This window comes from Bacillus sp. UNCCL81 (assembly GCF_900112535.1).
Taxonomy (GTDB): domain Bacteria; phylum Bacillota; class Bacilli; order Bacillales; family Bacillaceae_G; genus Gottfriedia; species Gottfriedia luciferensis_B.
This window is the reverse complement of the sequence record NZ_FOMF01000003.1, coordinates 321736-338637: the sequence shown is the minus strand read 5'-3', so window position 1 is coordinate 338637 and position 16902 is coordinate 321736. Positions and strand designations below refer to the sequence as shown.

General features: G+C 33.1%; 21 protein-coding genes. 7 read left to right on the top strand and 14 right to left on the bottom strand.

Annotated features, from left to right (window positions below; translation table 11 throughout):
- Positions 1–140 precede the first annotated feature (140 nt).
- Positions 141–596 carry a pyridoxamine 5'-phosphate oxidase family protein gene (locus tag BM319_RS07455; RefSeq protein ID WP_069035644.1) on the bottom strand — a complete coding sequence of 152 codons (456 nt, stop codon included), beginning with the start codon at positions 594–596 and terminating at the stop codon, positions 141–143.
- 153 nt (positions 597–749) lie between these two features.
- Between BM319_RS07455 and BM319_RS07450 the strand changes: the two genes are divergently transcribed.
- Both BM319_RS07450 and BM319_RS24335 read left to right on the top strand, forming a co-directional pair.
- Entirely contained in the window at positions 750–950 is a 201-nt protein-coding gene (locus BM319_RS07450; protein ID WP_056468526.1) for a YlaI family protein, read from the top strand.
- Between the two features lie 343 nt (positions 951–1293).
- Entirely contained in the window at positions 1294–1587 is a 294-nt protein-coding gene (locus tag BM319_RS24335) for a hypothetical protein (RefSeq protein ID WP_139226508.1), read from the top strand.
- A gap of 11 nt (positions 1588–1598) precedes the next feature.
- Here the strand turns inward: BM319_RS24335 and BM319_RS07440 are convergent, their stop codons facing one another.
- The 3 genes from BM319_RS07440 to typA all read right to left on the bottom strand — a co-directional run bounded on the left by BM319_RS07440 (position 1599) and on the right by typA (position 4212).
- A complete protein-coding gene (locus tag BM319_RS07440; protein WP_069035555.1) occupies positions 1599–1871 on the bottom strand; it encodes a hypothetical protein in 273 nt (90 codons plus the stop codon).
- Between the two features lie 30 nt (positions 1872–1901).
- On the bottom strand, positions 1902–2219 hold the full coding sequence (locus tag BM319_RS07435; protein ID WP_235821791.1) for a YlaH-like family protein: 318 nt from the start codon (positions 2217–2219) through the stop codon (positions 1902–1904).
- A gap of 148 nt (positions 2220–2367) precedes the next feature.
- Positions 2368–4212 (bottom strand): translational GTPase TypA, encoded by a 1845-nt coding sequence (gene typA / locus BM319_RS07430; protein ID WP_175403540.1) that lies wholly within the window; start codon positions 4210–4212, stop codon positions 2368–2370.
- 203 nt (positions 4213–4415) lie between these two features.
- On the opposite strand from typA, the gene BM319_RS07425 reads away from it, so the two are divergent.
- Positions 4416–4601 carry a DUF5325 family protein gene (locus BM319_RS07425; protein ID WP_069035553.1) on the top strand — a complete coding sequence of 62 codons (186 nt, stop codon included), beginning with the start codon at positions 4416–4418 and terminating at the stop codon, positions 4599–4601.
- 75 nt (positions 4602–4676) lie between these two features.
- Here BM319_RS07425 and BM319_RS07420 read toward each other — a convergent pair whose 3' ends face one another.
- The gene (locus BM319_RS07420) at positions 4677–5480 is read right to left on the bottom strand and encodes an inositol monophosphatase family protein (protein ID WP_069035552.1); all 804 of its coding nucleotides are present in this window, start codon (positions 5478–5480) and stop codon (positions 4677–4679) included.
- 215 nt (positions 5481–5695) lie between these two features.
- A complete protein-coding gene (locus tag BM319_RS07415; protein ID WP_056468536.1) occupies positions 5696–5884 on the bottom strand; it encodes a YkzI domain-containing protein in 189 nt (62 codons plus the stop codon).
- A gap of 195 nt (positions 5885–6079) precedes the next feature.
- On the opposite strand from BM319_RS07415, the gene BM319_RS07410 reads away from it, so the two are divergent.
- A complete protein-coding gene (locus tag BM319_RS07410) occupies positions 6080–6709 on the top strand; it encodes a YktB family protein (protein ID WP_069035551.1) in 630 nt (209 codons plus the stop codon).
- 221 nt (positions 6710–6930) lie between these two features.
- Here BM319_RS07410 and BM319_RS07405 read toward each other — a convergent pair whose 3' ends face one another.
- On the bottom strand, positions 6931–7200 hold the full coding sequence (locus BM319_RS07405) for a UPF0223 family protein (RefSeq protein WP_069035550.1): 270 nt from the start codon (positions 7198–7200) through the stop codon (positions 6931–6933).
- A gap of 276 nt (positions 7201–7476) precedes the next feature.
- Between BM319_RS07405 and BM319_RS07400 the strand changes: the two genes are divergently transcribed.
- Positions 7477–8928 (top strand): aminotransferase class I/II-fold pyridoxal phosphate-dependent enzyme, encoded by a 1452-nt coding sequence (locus tag BM319_RS07400; protein ID WP_069035549.1) that lies wholly within the window; start codon positions 7477–7479, stop codon positions 8926–8928.
- A gap of 154 nt (positions 8929–9082) precedes the next feature.
- Complete coding sequence (locus BM319_RS07395) at positions 9083–9907, top strand: protein-glutamine gamma-glutamyltransferase (RefSeq protein WP_254664649.1); 825 nt, start codon at positions 9083–9085, stop codon at positions 9905–9907.
- Between the two features lie 176 nt (positions 9908–10083).
- Here the strand turns inward: BM319_RS07395 and BM319_RS07390 are convergent, their stop codons facing one another.
- Positions 10084–10206 (bottom strand): GapA-binding peptide SR1P, encoded by a 123-nt coding sequence (locus BM319_RS07390; protein ID WP_056468549.1) that lies wholly within the window; start codon positions 10204–10206, stop codon positions 10084–10086.
- Positions 10207–10373: 167 nt separating this feature from the next.
- Entirely contained in the window at positions 10374–10667 is a 294-nt protein-coding gene (locus BM319_RS07385; protein WP_069035547.1) for a DUF3055 domain-containing protein, read from the bottom strand.
- Between the two features lie 159 nt (positions 10668–10826).
- On the opposite strand from BM319_RS07385, the gene BM319_RS07380 reads away from it, so the two are divergent.
- Positions 10827–11222 carry a DUF1885 family protein gene (locus BM319_RS07380; protein ID WP_069035546.1) on the top strand — a complete coding sequence of 132 codons (396 nt, stop codon included), beginning with the start codon at positions 10827–10829 and terminating at the stop codon, positions 11220–11222.
- A 1-nt stretch (position 11223) separates the two neighbouring features.
- On the opposite strand, the gene BM319_RS07375 is transcribed toward BM319_RS07380, so the two are convergent.
- From BM319_RS07375 to pdhA, 5 genes are all read right to left on the bottom strand, one after another.
- Positions 11224–11463 (bottom strand): hypothetical protein, encoded by a 240-nt coding sequence (locus BM319_RS07375; protein WP_069035545.1) that lies wholly within the window; start codon positions 11461–11463, stop codon positions 11224–11226.
- A gap of 254 nt (positions 11464–11717) precedes the next feature.
- On the bottom strand, positions 11718–13130 hold the full coding sequence (gene lpdA / locus BM319_RS07370; protein ID WP_069035544.1) for a dihydrolipoyl dehydrogenase: 1413 nt from the start codon (positions 13128–13130) through the stop codon (positions 11718–11720).
- A gap of 5 nt (positions 13131–13135) precedes the next feature.
- Positions 13136–14491, bottom strand: a complete 1356-nt coding sequence (locus BM319_RS07365) for a dihydrolipoamide acetyltransferase family protein (protein ID WP_091022296.1) — start codon at positions 14489–14491, stop codon at positions 13136–13138.
- A 128-nt stretch (positions 14492–14619) separates the two neighbouring features.
- Positions 14620–15597 carry an alpha-ketoacid dehydrogenase subunit beta gene (locus BM319_RS07360; RefSeq protein WP_069035543.1) on the bottom strand — a complete coding sequence of 326 codons (978 nt, stop codon included), beginning with the start codon at positions 15595–15597 and terminating at the stop codon, positions 14620–14622.
- Between the two features lie 3 nt (positions 15598–15600).
- A complete protein-coding gene (pdhA, locus tag BM319_RS07355) occupies positions 15601–16680 on the bottom strand; it encodes a pyruvate dehydrogenase (acetyl-transferring) E1 component subunit alpha (RefSeq protein WP_069035641.1) in 1080 nt (359 codons plus the stop codon).
- Positions 16681–16902: the final 222 nt, after the last annotated feature.

The following is a 16902-nucleotide window of genomic DNA, read 5'->3' as shown; positions in this document are numbered from 1 at the left end:
AAAATAACTCAGATTAGAATAATTAGTTTTAATTCTAAATTGATTGGTCTTACATTTGGTTACTAGTCGAAGAATGGACGAACCGTTAATATATTATATGAAATTCTCTCTACTTTAGAATATTTTTTAATGTTTAAAGCTCAGTTGGATCTAAGACCACTTAAAACTGCAACATCTAATTTTTTTGCAGCTCTCTCATCATAAGTTTTTGCATACTCTGGTTCGACTGTTATTTTTGACCCATAAAACAATATATTTTTTACTTCATTAACTTTCACTTCTATACACGCTAATTTTAATGGAATCCCAGGCATTTGCTTCGTTAAAATTTTTGCATTTCCTGAGATACTATAAACTGTTTCATTTGAGAATAAGCTTAATGATACCCCTTCAACCTCTTCGATATTCGATATAATTGCTGATCTTTGATCGACTGCAAAACGAATCGTCTTATCGTCTAAGGCAGCAAGCCAAGAAATTGCATTCGTAACTGGTGCATTCTTTTCAGAGTTAAAAGTACTTAAAAAAACAATCTTTTCTTTATTACAATCTTCTAATAAGCTTGGTGATAATGTTTTCTCAATACTGTTTGCCATCACTATTTCATCTCCTTCAAATAAAGAGTATACTAATATAATTCAAAGTTTATTGAAAACTTCCTGCTAAAACCACTGTTTTCTAAAAATATATTCTAAAACCTGTTATAATTATGTTAACTTAAGCTTCATATATAAGGAGAGAAATTTCACATGAGAGTTAAATGCATGATTTGTGATAAAAGCGAATCTATTAGCGATGAATCACCTATTGCAAAAAAATTAAGAAATCGTCCTATCCATACATATACATGCTCTGAATGTTACGATCGAATTAAAATAAAAACAGAACAAAGAATTGCAACAGGAAATTTCCGTTTCTTAAAACCGGTAAAGGACAATGACGAGTGGTAAATTATTAAAAAAGAAGCCTATTGGGCTTCTTTTTTTCATAGTGTTGAAATATAAAATGTTCAATAAGTAAAAAGGAAATTAAATGTATATTTATGCTGAAATTATTTTTTGGGATGATCTATTAATGGTTATATATGTTAATATATTTGAGCATTGTTATGATTCCAATTACACTAGTAATGTTTTTTTCAGAAGTTAAAAATACTTTGAGTAAACTTTTTACAAAAACAAATTCCATTGATCAGTTAGTTTATTAATTAATTTTCGATTGTAATTGAACTAAAAACTGATTAATAAACAGCTGTTAGGTTACTCTTAGTAAAGGCTATTTGATAATGATTTATTGCAGACTTCTTTAGATGAATATGTTGATTGGAACGAAGGGGTGCTCGACTCCTATGGGATAAGCGGGAAGGCTGAGACCGAGGAGGCTAAAGAATCTCGCCCCATGGAAAGCGAGCATCCTGTAGTGGAAATCAACATCACTATACTCCTTTTACAAAAATTTGGTAAATTAATTGACAAGATTGTTTTTCAACAGCGTGAAAAAAAGCCAATTGGGCTTCTTTTTTTGGACTTAGATATTATTTTCATGTATAAATCCAATATAAGTTTAAACAAAAAAAACCTAGATTAATTTCTAGGTTTTTAATACTTCTCTGGATTAACTCTTACTTGATCTAAAAAGCAATCAATCATTTCAATAGGAAAGCGCGTAGTTCGCTCTTTTTCTGCTTGTGTAAATGTAATTAAATAGAAATCTTCCATTTTTTCTATTTTCACGTTAGATACTTGATGATCTTCTTTTAAAATCGAATCAAACATCTCATACGTCTCTTTAGCAGCTTCATCCGAAGGTCTACCTTCATATATAACTTTTATCGTTAACCAATTATATAAAGCGTCCTGAACAGATTTCATCTAGATACCAACTTTCTAAAAAGTGTTACATTATGTAGTAGCATTATTCTTTTTTGATTGATGTAAACGAATCTTATAAACACCTAATACGAAAACACTAGCAAGTAATGCTTCCACGATTGGTATCCTTAAAGCTAAGAAAGTAAGGAAACTACATCCAATCATAAGCAAAACATAAATGATTAAACTTTTAAGGATGCTCAATTTTTTTGCGAAACCTAAATGATATACTACAATACATAGTACAACAATTAAACCATATAATATCCACATGGAAAGATGAATATCATGAGTTATATTTATTAACTGTGTGATGACAAATTCAAAACCCTTTGGAGCTTTTTCCAAATCCATATCCCCCTATTTTATAATAAAACTAAAATACTTCTATTCGTTTTTAGACTGTCTGAAAATCAATATTTTGTACTTTGTTTACAAAAATGAAACCGACTATTTCTAGTCGGTTTTATTATATCATAATTATTTTAAAATTTAATTATTCTTGTTCAGCGAATTTTTTCTTTTTCGCTGCACGCTCACGCTCATTTTTATCAAGAAGCTTTTTACGTAAACGAATTGATGTTGGCGTAACTTCACAGTACTCATCATCATTTAAGTATTCTAAAGATTCTTCAAGCGTCATAATACGTGGTTTTTTCATTGTTGTTGTTTGGTCTTTATTCGCTGAACGGATGTTAGTAGCGTGTTTAACCTTAACAACGTTTACTGATAAATCATTATCACGGTTATGCTCACCAACAATCATACCATCATAAACATCTGTTCCTGGCTCAAGGAAAATTACACCACGGTCTTCTAGACCCATAATTCCGTATGTTGAAGCTTTACCAGTTTCCATTGATACTAATACACCTTGACGACGTCCACCAACTTGACCTTGAATAGCTGGTTGGTAGCTATCGAATGAGTGGTTAATGATTCCATAACCACGAGTTAAAGTTAAGAATTCTGTAGTATAACCAATTAATCCACGAGCTGGTACCATAAATGTTAAACGGACTTGACCGTTACCATTATTCACCATATCTCTCATTTCACCTTTACGAGCACCCATTGATTCCATGATTGAACCAGTATATTCTTCAGGAACGTCAATTTGTACATGCTCAACAGGCTCACATCTTACACCGTCAATCACACGAATGATAACTTCTGGTTTTGAAACTTGAAGCTCATATCCTTCACGACGCATGTTTTCAATAAGGATTGATAAGTGAAGCTCTCCACGTCCACTTACGATCCATACATCAGGAGAATCAGTATTTTCTACACGTAAACTTACGTCAGTTTGAAGTTCTTGTAATAATCTCTCTTCAATTTTACGAGAAGTTACAAATTTACCTTCACGACCTGCAAAAGGTGAATTATTAACTAAGAATGTCATTTGAAGAGTTGGCTCATCAATACGTAAGATCGGAAGTGCTTCTTGGTGTTCAGCAGGACATACTGTTTCACCTACGTTGATATCTTCCATACCAGAAACTGCTACTAAGTCACCAGCTTTTGCTTCTTGGATTTCAATACGTTTTAATCCAATGAATCCAAACATTTTTGTAATACGGAATTGTTTAACTGATCCATCAAGTTTCATTAAAGCAACTGATTGACCAACTTGCATTGTTCCACGGAAAATACGTCCGATACCGATACGTCCAACATAGTCATTGTAGTCTAATAATGTTACTTGGAATTGTAAAGGCTCTTCACTATTATCGATTGGAGATGGAATGTGCTCAATAATTGTATCGAATAAAGCATTCATATTCGGTTCTTGTTTAGAAGGATCAGATTCTAAGCTAGAAGTTCCGTTGATAGCTGATGCGAATACAACTGGGAATTCTAATTGATCTTCATCTGCACCTAATTCAATAAATAAATCGATTACTTCGTCAACAACTTCATCAGGACGTGCGAAGTCACGGTCGATTTTATTTACTACTACGATTGGTGTTAAATGTTGTTCTAAAGCTTTTTTCAATACGAAACGAGTTTGTGGCATACAACCTTCATATGCATCTACAACTAAAAGAACACCATCAACCATTTTCATGATACGTTCTACTTCTCCACCAAAATCGGCGTGTCCAGGAGTATCCATGATGTTAATACGTTTACCTTCATATTGGATTGCAGTGTTTTTAGCTAAGATTGTAATTCCACGTTCACGTTCTATATCATTAGAGTCCATTGCACGTTCATTAACGTTTTCGTTTGAACGGAATGTACCTGATTGTTTTAATAACTCATCAACTAACGTTGTTTTCCCATGGTCAACGTGCGCAATAATTGCTATATTGCGTAAATCTTCTCTTTTTTTCAAAATATATTCACTCCTAAAATGTCTACACATCTATTTTCATTATTAACTAAAACATTATAGCACATGCACACGGAAATATATCAAGAAAATGTTTAATCAAAAATATAATTTATTAATAAATATTTAGGAAAGATTTATTTTTTTCAAATTTACATCCGATTCGACAAAGAGTAAAATAGGAATTATGAACAGGAGGATTCACCATGTCTAGCATAAAATTTAGACTTTTCTGCGTTGCAACTTTATCCGTAATCTTCTTAATTCTAGTTGGTATAATGCTAGCAGAACTAAGTACTATTGGCGCTGTTATTTCACTAATTATTTCAATATCATTAGTTGGTTATGGTTTTTCATTACGTGCTAAATTAAAAAGAGAAGGCAAGTTATAAACCTCTTCTCTTTTTTAACACTGTCTGCACACTAAAAAAGAAGGCAAGTTATAAACCAAACTTACCTTCTTTTTATTATTTTTGTAGAAATTCGATATAATCAGTAAGTAATTCCTCATGAATCGAAGCGTTACTTATTAGCACTGAGCTTTTTTTAAGAATTGAAAGGCTTTCATTTTTAAGCGAAGTACAAATTCCGCCTAGCTCTTCTACAATAATTTTACCCGCGGCAAAGTCCCAAGGTGATAATCTCGGGGTGATATAGGCATCAATCCTTCCCATTGCCACATAGACCATTTCCATCGCTGCTGAACCATATGACCGACTTCCTCTAACTTTTCGAACAAGATTACTTAATTTTTCATGGTTTAAATAACGATTTTTAGTTAACCAAATAGCATTTACAGCTACAATAGCCTCTTCTAGTACTACATTTTTCAAAGGTGTTATTTCAAGATCATTTAAATAAGCTCCTTCACCTTTTTTAGCAAAATATAGTTCATTATGTATTACATCCATTATAAAACCCATTTTACCGATTCCATTTTCATAAATACCTAAAGAAATCATAAAATTACGTTTTTGGTGAACAAAATTCATCGTTCCATCGATTGGATCAAGAATCCATACAACCCCCGTTACTTGATCCAAATCATCGCCTTTACCTTCTTCACCAAGTAAGTAATGATTTGGAAATTTCTTTTTTATTTTTTCGTAAAAGAATTTTTCAATTTCTTCATCTTTATTTGTTACTAAGTCATTTTCGTTTGATTTAGTATTGATTGTTATGGAGTCGTATAATGAGCTTTTAATATTTTTAGCTGCCTCTTGAAGCAAAATCCTCGCGAATTGTTCAATTTCTTTCCAATCTACATTCATATTTAAACACTCCAAACTCTACGTGCTAAAACTATATTATTATGGTCCTGTTTATCAGTTTACCAATTTTAACCTAAAAAAACCTAATGAAATGATTTTTATTTAAGATGAGGAACTATTTTGGAGGGTGGGCATACGATAGACCATTGGGCATTTAGCGGAAGATTTAGCGCACAGAAAAACGAACCTATTTAAAGGTTCGGTAAATAAACTCGCTAAGCTTCTAGACGAATTAATTCTAATCTTAATAATTCTAATTTCTTCTTAGATTCAATCATTGCTTCATTATCATTGACTGTCATAGCATCGAATAGTGTAGCTAGTTCGTAATCTAATTCTAATCTAAGTACAGGAATTCTCTTTTCTGCATCAGTTCTTTTTAACGCATTAATCACTTGTCTCATCATTATCCCTCCATAGAATATAAGTTGGCAAAACAAATTGTAAAAGTTAATTAACAAAATTTTCTGATTTTTATCTTGCTACTAATATATGTTATTTAAGCTTATAATGTAACTGTTTTATGAAGAAACATATTACCCATTTGTTTTGGACAAACATGGTATACTAATTAGATAATGTAATTAGGGGGTTCAAAAATGACTCAAACTTTTTTTAAAGAAAGTGATTTTGAAATATTTACAACTGACTCAACATTAGAAACTAGAATGAGTGCTATACAAAATGAAATTCAACCAAAATTTAAAGAAATTGAAGAAGAAATATTACCTTTTTTAAATGTACAAACTGATCAAAACTTTTTTGGCCATATTGCTAAGCATGCTAGACGTACTGTGAATGCTCCAAAAGATACTTGGATTGCTTTTGCAACAAATAATCGCGGATACAAAATGCTTCCTCATTTCCAATTTGGACTGTGGGGTACTCACCTGTTTGTTTACTTTGGAATTATTTATGAAAGTCCAAATAAGCAATCGATTGCCATTAATTTTGAAAAGAATAAAAATAAACTTTACAAAATGATTCCGAAAGATTTTGTTGTATCTTACGATCATATGAAGCCTGACGTGGTACAAAAAAGTAAAATGAATAAAGATGAATTCAATAAAGGTATTCAAAGATTTCATGATGTAAAAAAAGCAGAATACCTATGTGGAATTACAATTGCAAAAGATGAAGCAATTACACTTACAAAGGAAGAACTAATCCAACGTATTATAGAAACATATAATACTTTAATTCCTTTATACAAACTAAGTATAAACTGAATTAATATAAGTGTTGTTTAATTATACATATGTCAAAAACAAAAGTCTATGCCCATTCTTTACACATTTTTCGACAGGACGAATATGAAATTGCTTTACTTAAACAATACTTATATAAGTAAAGCCCATTGAAAGTAGTTAATCTTCCTTTAATGGGCTTCTATTTTTTACTTAATAATTTTTTATTACTATATAAATTTTAACAATGAACTTATTTAATACTACATTTTAATTTTATCACCAGGAGCACCATTTTTAGCCTTTTGCATGACTCTGTATGCAGAATAACCGGATATCTCTTCTAACTCATTACATAATTTTTTTTCTTCTGCGATACTAGGAACAATTGATTTAAATTGTTTGTATGTAGCCATTAACACTTCACGATCTATTCCCTTTTCATACGCTTTTTCTACTGATGTGTAGAACTTTATTACCTCAATTGTCTCATCTGTTGTCCAATCATATGAAATTGGGTATTGGTAATCCATTTACTTCACTCCTACTATTTTCTAATTAATTCCATTTTAACACATTTTTTAAATTCCATTCTTATTTTAAAAATTGATATAATTTCATTCAAATGAATAAAATTTCATAACTTTATAATATTTTTCTATACAGAAAATTCATAGAATGATATAATCTTTTTGTTTTTCAAATGAAGGTAAGACAGTTTATAACTTAATGAGAGTAAACAGTTGAATTGTTTACAAACATATCACTTCCGAAAAACACTATTATTCATTAAATGGGGTGTATGTTAAATGAAACAAATTGAAACGCCGTTATTTTCTTCTTTATTAGAACATGCAAAGAAGAACCCTATTCAATTCCATATTCCAGGACATAAAAAAGGAAATGGAATGGATCCAACATTTAGAGAGTTCATTGGTGATAATGCATTATCGATCGATTTAATCAACATTGCTCCTTTAGATGATCTACATCATCCAAAAGGTAAAATAAAACAAGCACAAGATCTTGCAGCTAAAGCTTTTGGTGCTGACCACACATTCTTTTCAGTTCAAGGCACAAGTGGCGCAATCATGACAATGGTAATGAGTGTTTGTGGACCTGGCGATAAAATTATCGTTCCAAGAAATGTTCACAAATCTGTTTTATCTGCAATCATTTTCTCGGGAGCTACACCAATTTTTGTTCATCCTGAAATTGATAGTGAATTAGGGATTTCACACGGTATTACGACAAATGCAGTGAAAGAGGCCATTTTAAATAATCCTGATGCAAAAGCAGTGTTAGTCATTAATCCTACATACTTTGGATTTGTAGCAGATTTAAAAAGCATTGTTGAATTAGCACATTCACATGGCTTAGCCGTATTAGTTGATGAAGCGCATGGTGTACATATTCATTTCCATAACGAATTACCGATCTCTGCGATGCAAGCAGGGGCTGACATGGCTGCTACGAGCGTACACAAGCTTGGTGGCTCTATGACTCAAAGTTCCATTTTAAATGTAAGAGAAGGCATTGTGAATGTCCACAGAGTACAATCTGTACTAAGTATGCTAACAACTACTTCAACATCTTATTTATTGCTTGCTTCACTAGATGTTGCAAGAAAGAGATTAGCCACTGTTGGTGAAGAATTACTTACGAATACTATTAGACTAGCAAATAATGCACGAAATAAAATTAATTCAATCAATGGTTTATATTGCCCTGGTTATGACTTAGTTGGGAACGAGGCTACATTCAATTTTGATCCTACTAAAATATTAATCAGCGTAAAAAAACTGGGTATAACGGGCCATGATGTTGAAGTTTGGTTAAGAGAGCGATTTAATATTGAAGTTGAAATGTCTGATTTATATAATGTTCTTTGCATTTTAACACCAGGTGATAGTGAAGAAGACATTCAGCAGTTAATTCATGCACTTGAAGTATTAGTAACTGAATTTGACATCTCAGAGCACAATACAAATTTAAACGTTGAGATCCCAACGATTCCAAATTTAGCAGTCTCTCCTAGGGATGCATTTTACTCCGAAACAGAATCTGTTCCACTTGAGGAATCTGTCGGTAGAATTATTGCTGAATTTGTAATGGTTTATCCACCTGGTATTCCAATCTTTTTACCTGGTGAAGAAATTACTCTAGAAAATCTAGTTTATATTAAAAAGAATATTGAAGCAGGATTACCTGTTCAAGGCCCAGAAGACGAAGAATTATTAACGTTAAAAGTATTAAAATAACGAAAACTTTTATGAAGAAACTAGGAAATGAATCCTAGTTTTTTTTCATTCTAAATCACATCTAAATTATATAGGCATATGATAGGTAAGGTAATTATATTGATTTCGTACGAAAAAATTGTTTTTACGTTAGGATGTGGACTCATTGATAGTCGTGAATAATAAAATTGTTCATGCTTCATTAAAAAATAGCGAAGATTCAAATAATAAACTTTATCAAGAAATACTGTCTAGTTTAACAAACAGTAAAAAGTCTCATATTTATAAATCTGACCGTGAACTTTCTTTTGATTTAACAATTAGAACTTATATACTTCAGGCTTCTAAAGATTTATTAACAAGTGGCATGCAATTTAGGGTTTTTAGACGAGCATATTGTAATCCTATGTTTTGGATTCGCACACCAATGGGTGGATTTAGACTTAGGCCAGGCATAAGAACCTCCATGGGAATTTATGATATTTTTCGCAATGGACAATTTTACGCTACAGAATGTGCAACTGCAATCATTATGATATTTTATAAAGCCCTGCTAGATCTTTTAGGCTATGAAATTTTTGATCAACTATTCGATAATGGCATATACTTATACACTTGGAATTACGACCCTAAATTAGCTATATTAACGGCTGAAGTAGATCGTCCAGCCCCTGGTGACGTTGTTTATATAAAAAATCCTGAAGTTGACCCAATGACACCAGAATGGCAAGGAGAAAACACTGTTTCTATGGGAAGTAATTATTATTATGGTCATGGTATCGGAATACGTTCATTACACGAAATTATTTTCCATTTAAATATGCATAGATATCCTTTTGCGATGGTTTCTGCCTTTTTAACAAATTTAAATACTAGAATTGACTCAAACGAAATGGCTCAATATTTAAAAGATACTTCAAAATTAATTCCAGTTACAACGAAGGAAGCTTCATCCGAGGTTATAACTGCAAGAATTGGAGATCAAACTCAAATTGCATAAAAAGAAAAGTGGGTGATTCTTAATTGAGTCTCCCTTTTTTGCGCGTTAATTAAAAACATTTTTACCCTTAAAGAAAAACATAAAAAACCACAAGGAAAAACGATCGCCTTGTGGAATTTCTTATTTATAGATGTCTATAGTTACTCTATTAGACCTTATGTTTTAATTAATAATTATTAGCAAACTTCATTTTCAGTTGGTTCACAATCTTCACAGTTTTTAACGTAAAGAGTTGTTACTTTTTCATCCTCGAAATGACCTACTGTTTTTTCACAACATTTACATACGAACGTTCCCATTATTGTAACCCCTTTCATAATGTTGTATCAATTAACTAACTTCATTATAATGTGTTATACTTATTTACGCAAGTGGTAAATAAGTATAACTTAAATTTTCTAATACTAGATTATTCAAGGGGTTTTATAAGGTGAACACATTTTAATTAGTATAACACATTTATTTTTTATTCATAGCTCTCCTCTATACTTGGTGACGGTAACCAGTCAGCTAAATATTCTGCGAGCTCCATTGCCTCTTCCTCACTTTTTAGTTTACATAAAAATTTCAACTGATTGGGAAATGAAACATCCTGTCGATCTAATAAAATGCATTGTCTAGATTGCATGCAGATAACGAGTGGCTTTCCAAAGAACATGTTAGTATATACAATACCAATATCGTATCTTGTATCGTTCGTTACGAAGCCAACAAATCGGACTCTTACATTTTCGTGATCATCATATAATTTTTCAAACATTGTTTCACCCACTCCTCTGGTTTAGTATTGTAAGTTAATACATATGAAGAAAAAACTAAAATCATACCGAATACTTGTCTAAAAATTTGAAATAATGTTATGATAAAAAAGATTAAAAGTGATGTTTTTCATAGAACATCTTAGGGGGAAAATTTAAAAATGGTTCAACAAGCTACCATTCAATTAGTGGATAAATCCAAATACCAAGAAGCAAATTTAGATTTAATAAATAATTTAATAAATGATTACATACAATCTTCAACTAAGATCGGTCAACAAGTTGACTGGAATTATGAAAGGGTTTCCTTTCCCTACTCTATTTCAAATAAAAAATTAGATGATCAAGATGCACTTTATCTACAGAGCAATGATTCACGTTATAAACATTTTGTTGTTTCTATTCAAGATGATAAAAATATCGTGATTACTCTATTACCAAACTCAACTTATGGTGATAAAGGAAAAGCAAATGAGCTATGTAGATATTTAGCTCAAAAAATTGAAGCAAAGCTTGAATTATTTAACAATCGAATCATGTATTTTTACAAACGATAATTTAAAATAAGTTTACGATCGCCTGGCAAAAGAAAAATATCGAAGCATAAAAGCAAGTAATAATAATACTTGCTTTTCTTGTGTTTCCAACGTATTTTGCAATTAAATAAAGCTGGTAAAAGAATACTAGAAACAAGATGACTTTAGAATATAATTGATCCCTTTTCGACAAGAATAAAACAAATGAAAACCCTATCCAAAATAGTTGATGAATCATTAATACTATTAATTGTTTTCGCATCAATACTCCCACCAATCAATGATCAAATACTAGAAAGTTTGTTTTTTAAACGTTATGCGAGACATGCCTTAATCATGCAAAAAAACCTCCTAACAAATAGGAGATTGCAGACAGTCGTTTTTTTCGTTATTTTGCCATCGTATTGCGTTTAGTGCATCTACATTTAGCAAACTACTTTATGCTTTAAATAAACCGTTTCAAATCAATTTGAACAGTAAAAAACCTCCTATAAAATATAGGAGGTTTTTAAGTAATTATTTTAAAACGTGGATTGGATGACCCATCGCTAATTCTGCAGCTTCCATTGAGATTTCACCTAATGTTGGGTGAGCGTGAATTGTTTGAGCAATATCCTCAACGCTCATGCAAGCTTCAATTGCAAGACCAAGTTCAGAAATGATATCTGAAGCATTTACACCTGCAACTTGAGCACCAACTAGTACTCCATCTTCTTTACGAGAAACTAATTGTACGAATCCATCAGTTGAATTTAGTGATAATGCGCGACCATTTCCACCGAATGGGAATTTTGCTACATTTACAGCTAATCCTTCATCATCTGCTTGTTTTTTTGTATAACCAACAGTTGCTAATTCTGGATCAGTAAATACTACAGCAGGGATAGCTAAGTATTCGATTTGACTTGACATACCACTGATTGCCTCAGCAGCAACTTTACCTTCATAAGAAGCTTTGTGTGCTAATGGAGGACCAGCAATTACGTCACCAATTGCGTAAATATTATTAATTGTTGTACGAGCTTGTTTATCAGTAGTAATTACACCACGTTCGTTAATTTCAACACCAACATTTTCTAAGCCCATGTCACGAGAGTTCGGGAAACGTCCAACTGTTACTAAAACGTAATCAGCTTCGATTTCTTGCATTTCGCCATTTGTTTCGAATTTAACTGTTACGCCATCTGCAGTTTCTTCAACGCCTTTACCGAACGCTTTTGTTACGATATCGACATTACCTTTTTTCTTTAATCCACGTTTAACAATTGAGCTCATAGATTTTTCAAAACCATTTAAGATTTCGTCACCAGCTTCAAGAATTGTTACATGTGTACCAAAGTTAGCATAAGCAGTACCTAATTCCATACCAATATAGCCGCCACCAATAACAACTAATTTTTTTGGAATTTCAGGTAAGTTTAATGCACCTGTAGAATCGATTACACGGTTGCTCCATTTGAAACCAGGGATTTCGATTGGAGTTGAACCTGTTGCGATGATCGCATTGTTAAAAGTATAAGTTTGAGCTGATTCTTCAGTAATTACACGAAGAGTGTTAGCATCATTAAAGTAAGCTTCACCTTTAATAACTTCAACTTTGTTTCCTTTTAATAAACCAGCAACACCGCCAGTTAATTTATTAACTACACTGCTTTTCCAAGCTTGAACTTTTGTAAAATCAACTTTTACATTTTCTGCTGTAATACCGATATCTTCAGAATGCTTAGCTGTTTCATAACGGTGACCAGCAGTAATTAATGCCTTTGAAGGAATACAACCTACGTTTAGACATACCCCACCAAGATTACCTTTTTCAATAACAGCAACTTTTTGTCCAAGTTGTGCTGCACGAATTGCTGCAACATAACCACCAGGACCGGCACCGATAACGACCGTATCTAGTTCAATTGCGAAATCTCCTACTACCATTTATCTTACGCCTCCATTAATAATAATTCTGGATCATTTAATAATCGTTTAATATGGTTTAATGCGTTTTGAGCAGTTGCACCATCGATAATACGGTGGTCAAAGCTTAATGATAACGCTAATACTGGAGCAACCACGATTTCTCCATTTAATACTACTGGTTTTTCAGCAATACGACCAATACCTAAAATAGCTACTTCTGGGTGGTTAATTACTGGAGTAAACCATTGTCCACCAGCTGAACCGATATTTGTGATTGTGCATGTAGCACCTTTCATTTCTGCAGGAGCTAATTTACCATCACGAGCTTTAGTAGCTAATTCATTAATTTCAGCAGAAATTGAGAAGATTGCTTTACGATCAGCATCTTTAACAACTGGTACTAATAAACCTTTATCAGTATCTGCAGCAATACCAATGTTATAGTAATGTTTGTGTACGATTTCGCTAGTAGCATCATCGATTGATGTATTTAAAGCTGGGAATTTACGTAATGCAGAAGTTAAAGCTTTAACAACATAAGGTAAGAATGTTAATTTGATACCTTGTGCAGCTGCAACTTCTTTATATTTTTTACGGCTAGCAACTAGTTTCGTTACATCTATTTCATCCATTAATGTTACGTGAGGAGCAGTATGTTTAGAGTTAACCATTGCTTTAGCGATTGCTTTACGAATTCCACTCATTTTTTCACGAGTTTCAGGATATGCTCCTTCTGGAATTGGCATTGCTTTTGGAGCTTCTTGTGTAGCAGCTGGAGCTTCTGTTATAACTTCAACAGCAACTTCTGTTTGTGCTGCAGCAGCTGGAGCTACTCCACCTAATAAGAATGCATCTACGTCTTGTTTTGTTACACGGCCATTTTTAGCTGAACCTGGTACAATACGTAAATCTACGTTTTTCTCACGAGCGTATTTACGTACAGATGGCATTGCAATTACATGTGCTTTTGGTTCAATCGCAGCAACAGGTGATAGTGGTGCTGCATCTGTTTTTGGTTCGCTTTGCTCATAAGATTCTTGTACTTTTGCTTGAACTGCTTCAGCAGCTTCTGGTACCGGAGTAGTAGTTGGAGCTTCTTCAGCATGTTGTCCTTTGAAGCTAATGTTTTCATATCCAGGTGCATCTAAACGTACTAATACGTCACCAACAACTGCAACTGTTCCTTCTGCAACTAATACTTCTAATACTTTCCCTTTTACAGGTGATGGAATTTCTACTACTGATTTATCGTTTTGAACTTCACAAATGATATCATCTTCATTTACTTCGTCGCCTGCTTTAATAAACCACTTTACAATTTCACCTTCGTGAATACCTTCACCGATATCTGGTAATCTAAATTCAAATAGACTTGCCACTGAGTTTGACACAGATTTCTACCTCCGAACAAAGTTAAATTATTTTTTTAAAATATTTTATTTATAATGTAAGAAAGGTATTGATGAATTCATCAAATACCTTTCACTATTTTTTGTTATAAACTAAATTAGAAGTTTAAAACTTTTTGAATGCCTTCAACAACATCTTTATGGTTTGGTAACCATACTGTTTCCGCTTCTGAGAATGGGTAAACAGTATCAGCTGCAGTAATACGAACAACTGGTGCTTCTAATGAAAGGATACAACGATCATTAATTTCAGCAACAATATTTGCAGCAATACCAGCTTGTTTTTGTGCTTCTTGTACAACAACAGCACGGCCAGTTTTCTCAACAGATGCAACGATTGCAGCAGTATCTAATGGATGAACAGTACGTAAGTCAACAACTTCTACTGATACTCCGTCTTTTTCTAATTCTTCAGCAGCTTTTAATGCAGCGTGAACCATTGCACCATAAGCAAATACTGATACATCTTTACCTTCGCGTTTAACATCCGCTTTACCTAATTCGATAGTGTACTCGCCTTCAGGTACATCTTCACGGAATGAACGGTATAATTTCATGTGCTCTAAATAGATAACGGGGTCATTATCACGAATAGATGAAATTAAAAGACCTTTAGCATCTTTAGGTGTTGATGGAATAACTACTTTTAAACCAGGAGTTTGAGCCATTAATCCTTCTAAACTATCCGCGTGCATTTCTGGTGTATGAACACCACCACCAAATGGTGAACGGAAAGTAATTGGTGAAGTAAAACGACCGCTTGTACGGTAACGCATACGTGCTGCTTGACCAGCGATTGAGTCCATGATTTCGAATAAGAATCCGAAGAATTGGATTTCTGCTACTGGACGGAAACCTTCAATTCCAAGACCGATTGCTAATCCACCGATTCCTGATTCAGCAAGTGGTGTATCGAATATACGTTGCTCACCGAATTCTGCTTGTAAACCTTCAGTTGCACGGAATACACCACCGTTTACTCCAACGTCCTCACCAAATACTACTACAGTAGGATCGTTCTTCATTTCAACGCGTAATGCATCTGTGATAGCTTGAATCATTGTCATTTGCGCCATGACTTACTTCGACTCCTTCTCTTTATAAATTGCATATTGCTCTTCTATATTACTTGTTTTAGTTTCGAACATATTTTCCATTAAATGAGTAACTTTTTGTTTTGGTTCTTGGTCAGCAAGTTTGATTGCATCTTTAATTGCTTCTTTTGCTTCTTCGATAATTGCATTTTCTTCTTCTTCTGTCCAAAGACCTTTTTTCTCTAAGAACTTACGGAAACGAACGATTGGATCTTTTGCTTCCCACTCATTTTCAGTATCTTTTGTACGGTAACGAGTTGGGTCATCACCAGCCATTGTATGTGGTCCATAACGGAATGTTAATGTTTCAATTAATGTTGGACCTTCGCCATTTACAGCACGTTTACGAGCTTCTGATGTAGCTGCATAAACTGCTAATGGATCCATACCATCAACTTGAATACCAGCAATACCTACAGCAATTGCTTTTTGAGCAATTGTTCTAGCTTTTGATTGCTTAGAAACTGGAGTTGAGATTGCGTATCTGTTATTTTGAACAACGAAAATCGCAGGAGCATTGTAAGCACCAGCAAAGTTCATACCCTCATAGAAATCACCTTGAGAAGATCCACCGTCACCTGTATATGTAATGGCAACAGATTTTTGGCCTTTTAACTTCATACCAAGTGCAACACCTGCAGCTTGAATAATTTGAGCACCAATAATAATTTGTGGGAAGATTGTATTTACATCTTCAGGAATTTGACTTCCTACTAAATGTCCACGTGACCATAAAAATGCTTTATATAATGGTAAACCGTGCCAGATCATTTGAGGTACATCACGGTAACCAGGTAAGATAAAGTCTTCTTTCTCAAGAGCAAATTGACTTGCTAATTGAGAAGCTTCTTGTCCTGCAGTAGGAGCATAGAAACCTAAACGACCTTGTCTGTTTAATGAAATTGAACGTTGGTCAAGAACACGAGTCCATACCATACGTTTCATTAATTCTTTTAATTGCTCATCTGATAATTCAGGCATCGCTGCTTCATTAACGACTTCGCCCTCTTCATTTAAAATTTGAAGAGTTCCAACTGAATCACCAAATTGAAGCATTTGATCCATTAATTCAGAAACAGTTTGTGTATTCTTCATTTCTGTTGTTTCCTTTCCAGCTACTTTTTTCGTAGTAGTTGCCACTAAAACCCACACCCTTCTTTAATTATGGAGGATTTATTTTCTTTATCCATCATGTGTATTTTCTTAAGAGTAATTACAAGTAACTTAAACTTATAATTAAAATCTGTACTTATACTATTCGTGTATTACACTAGTACAACATTGAAC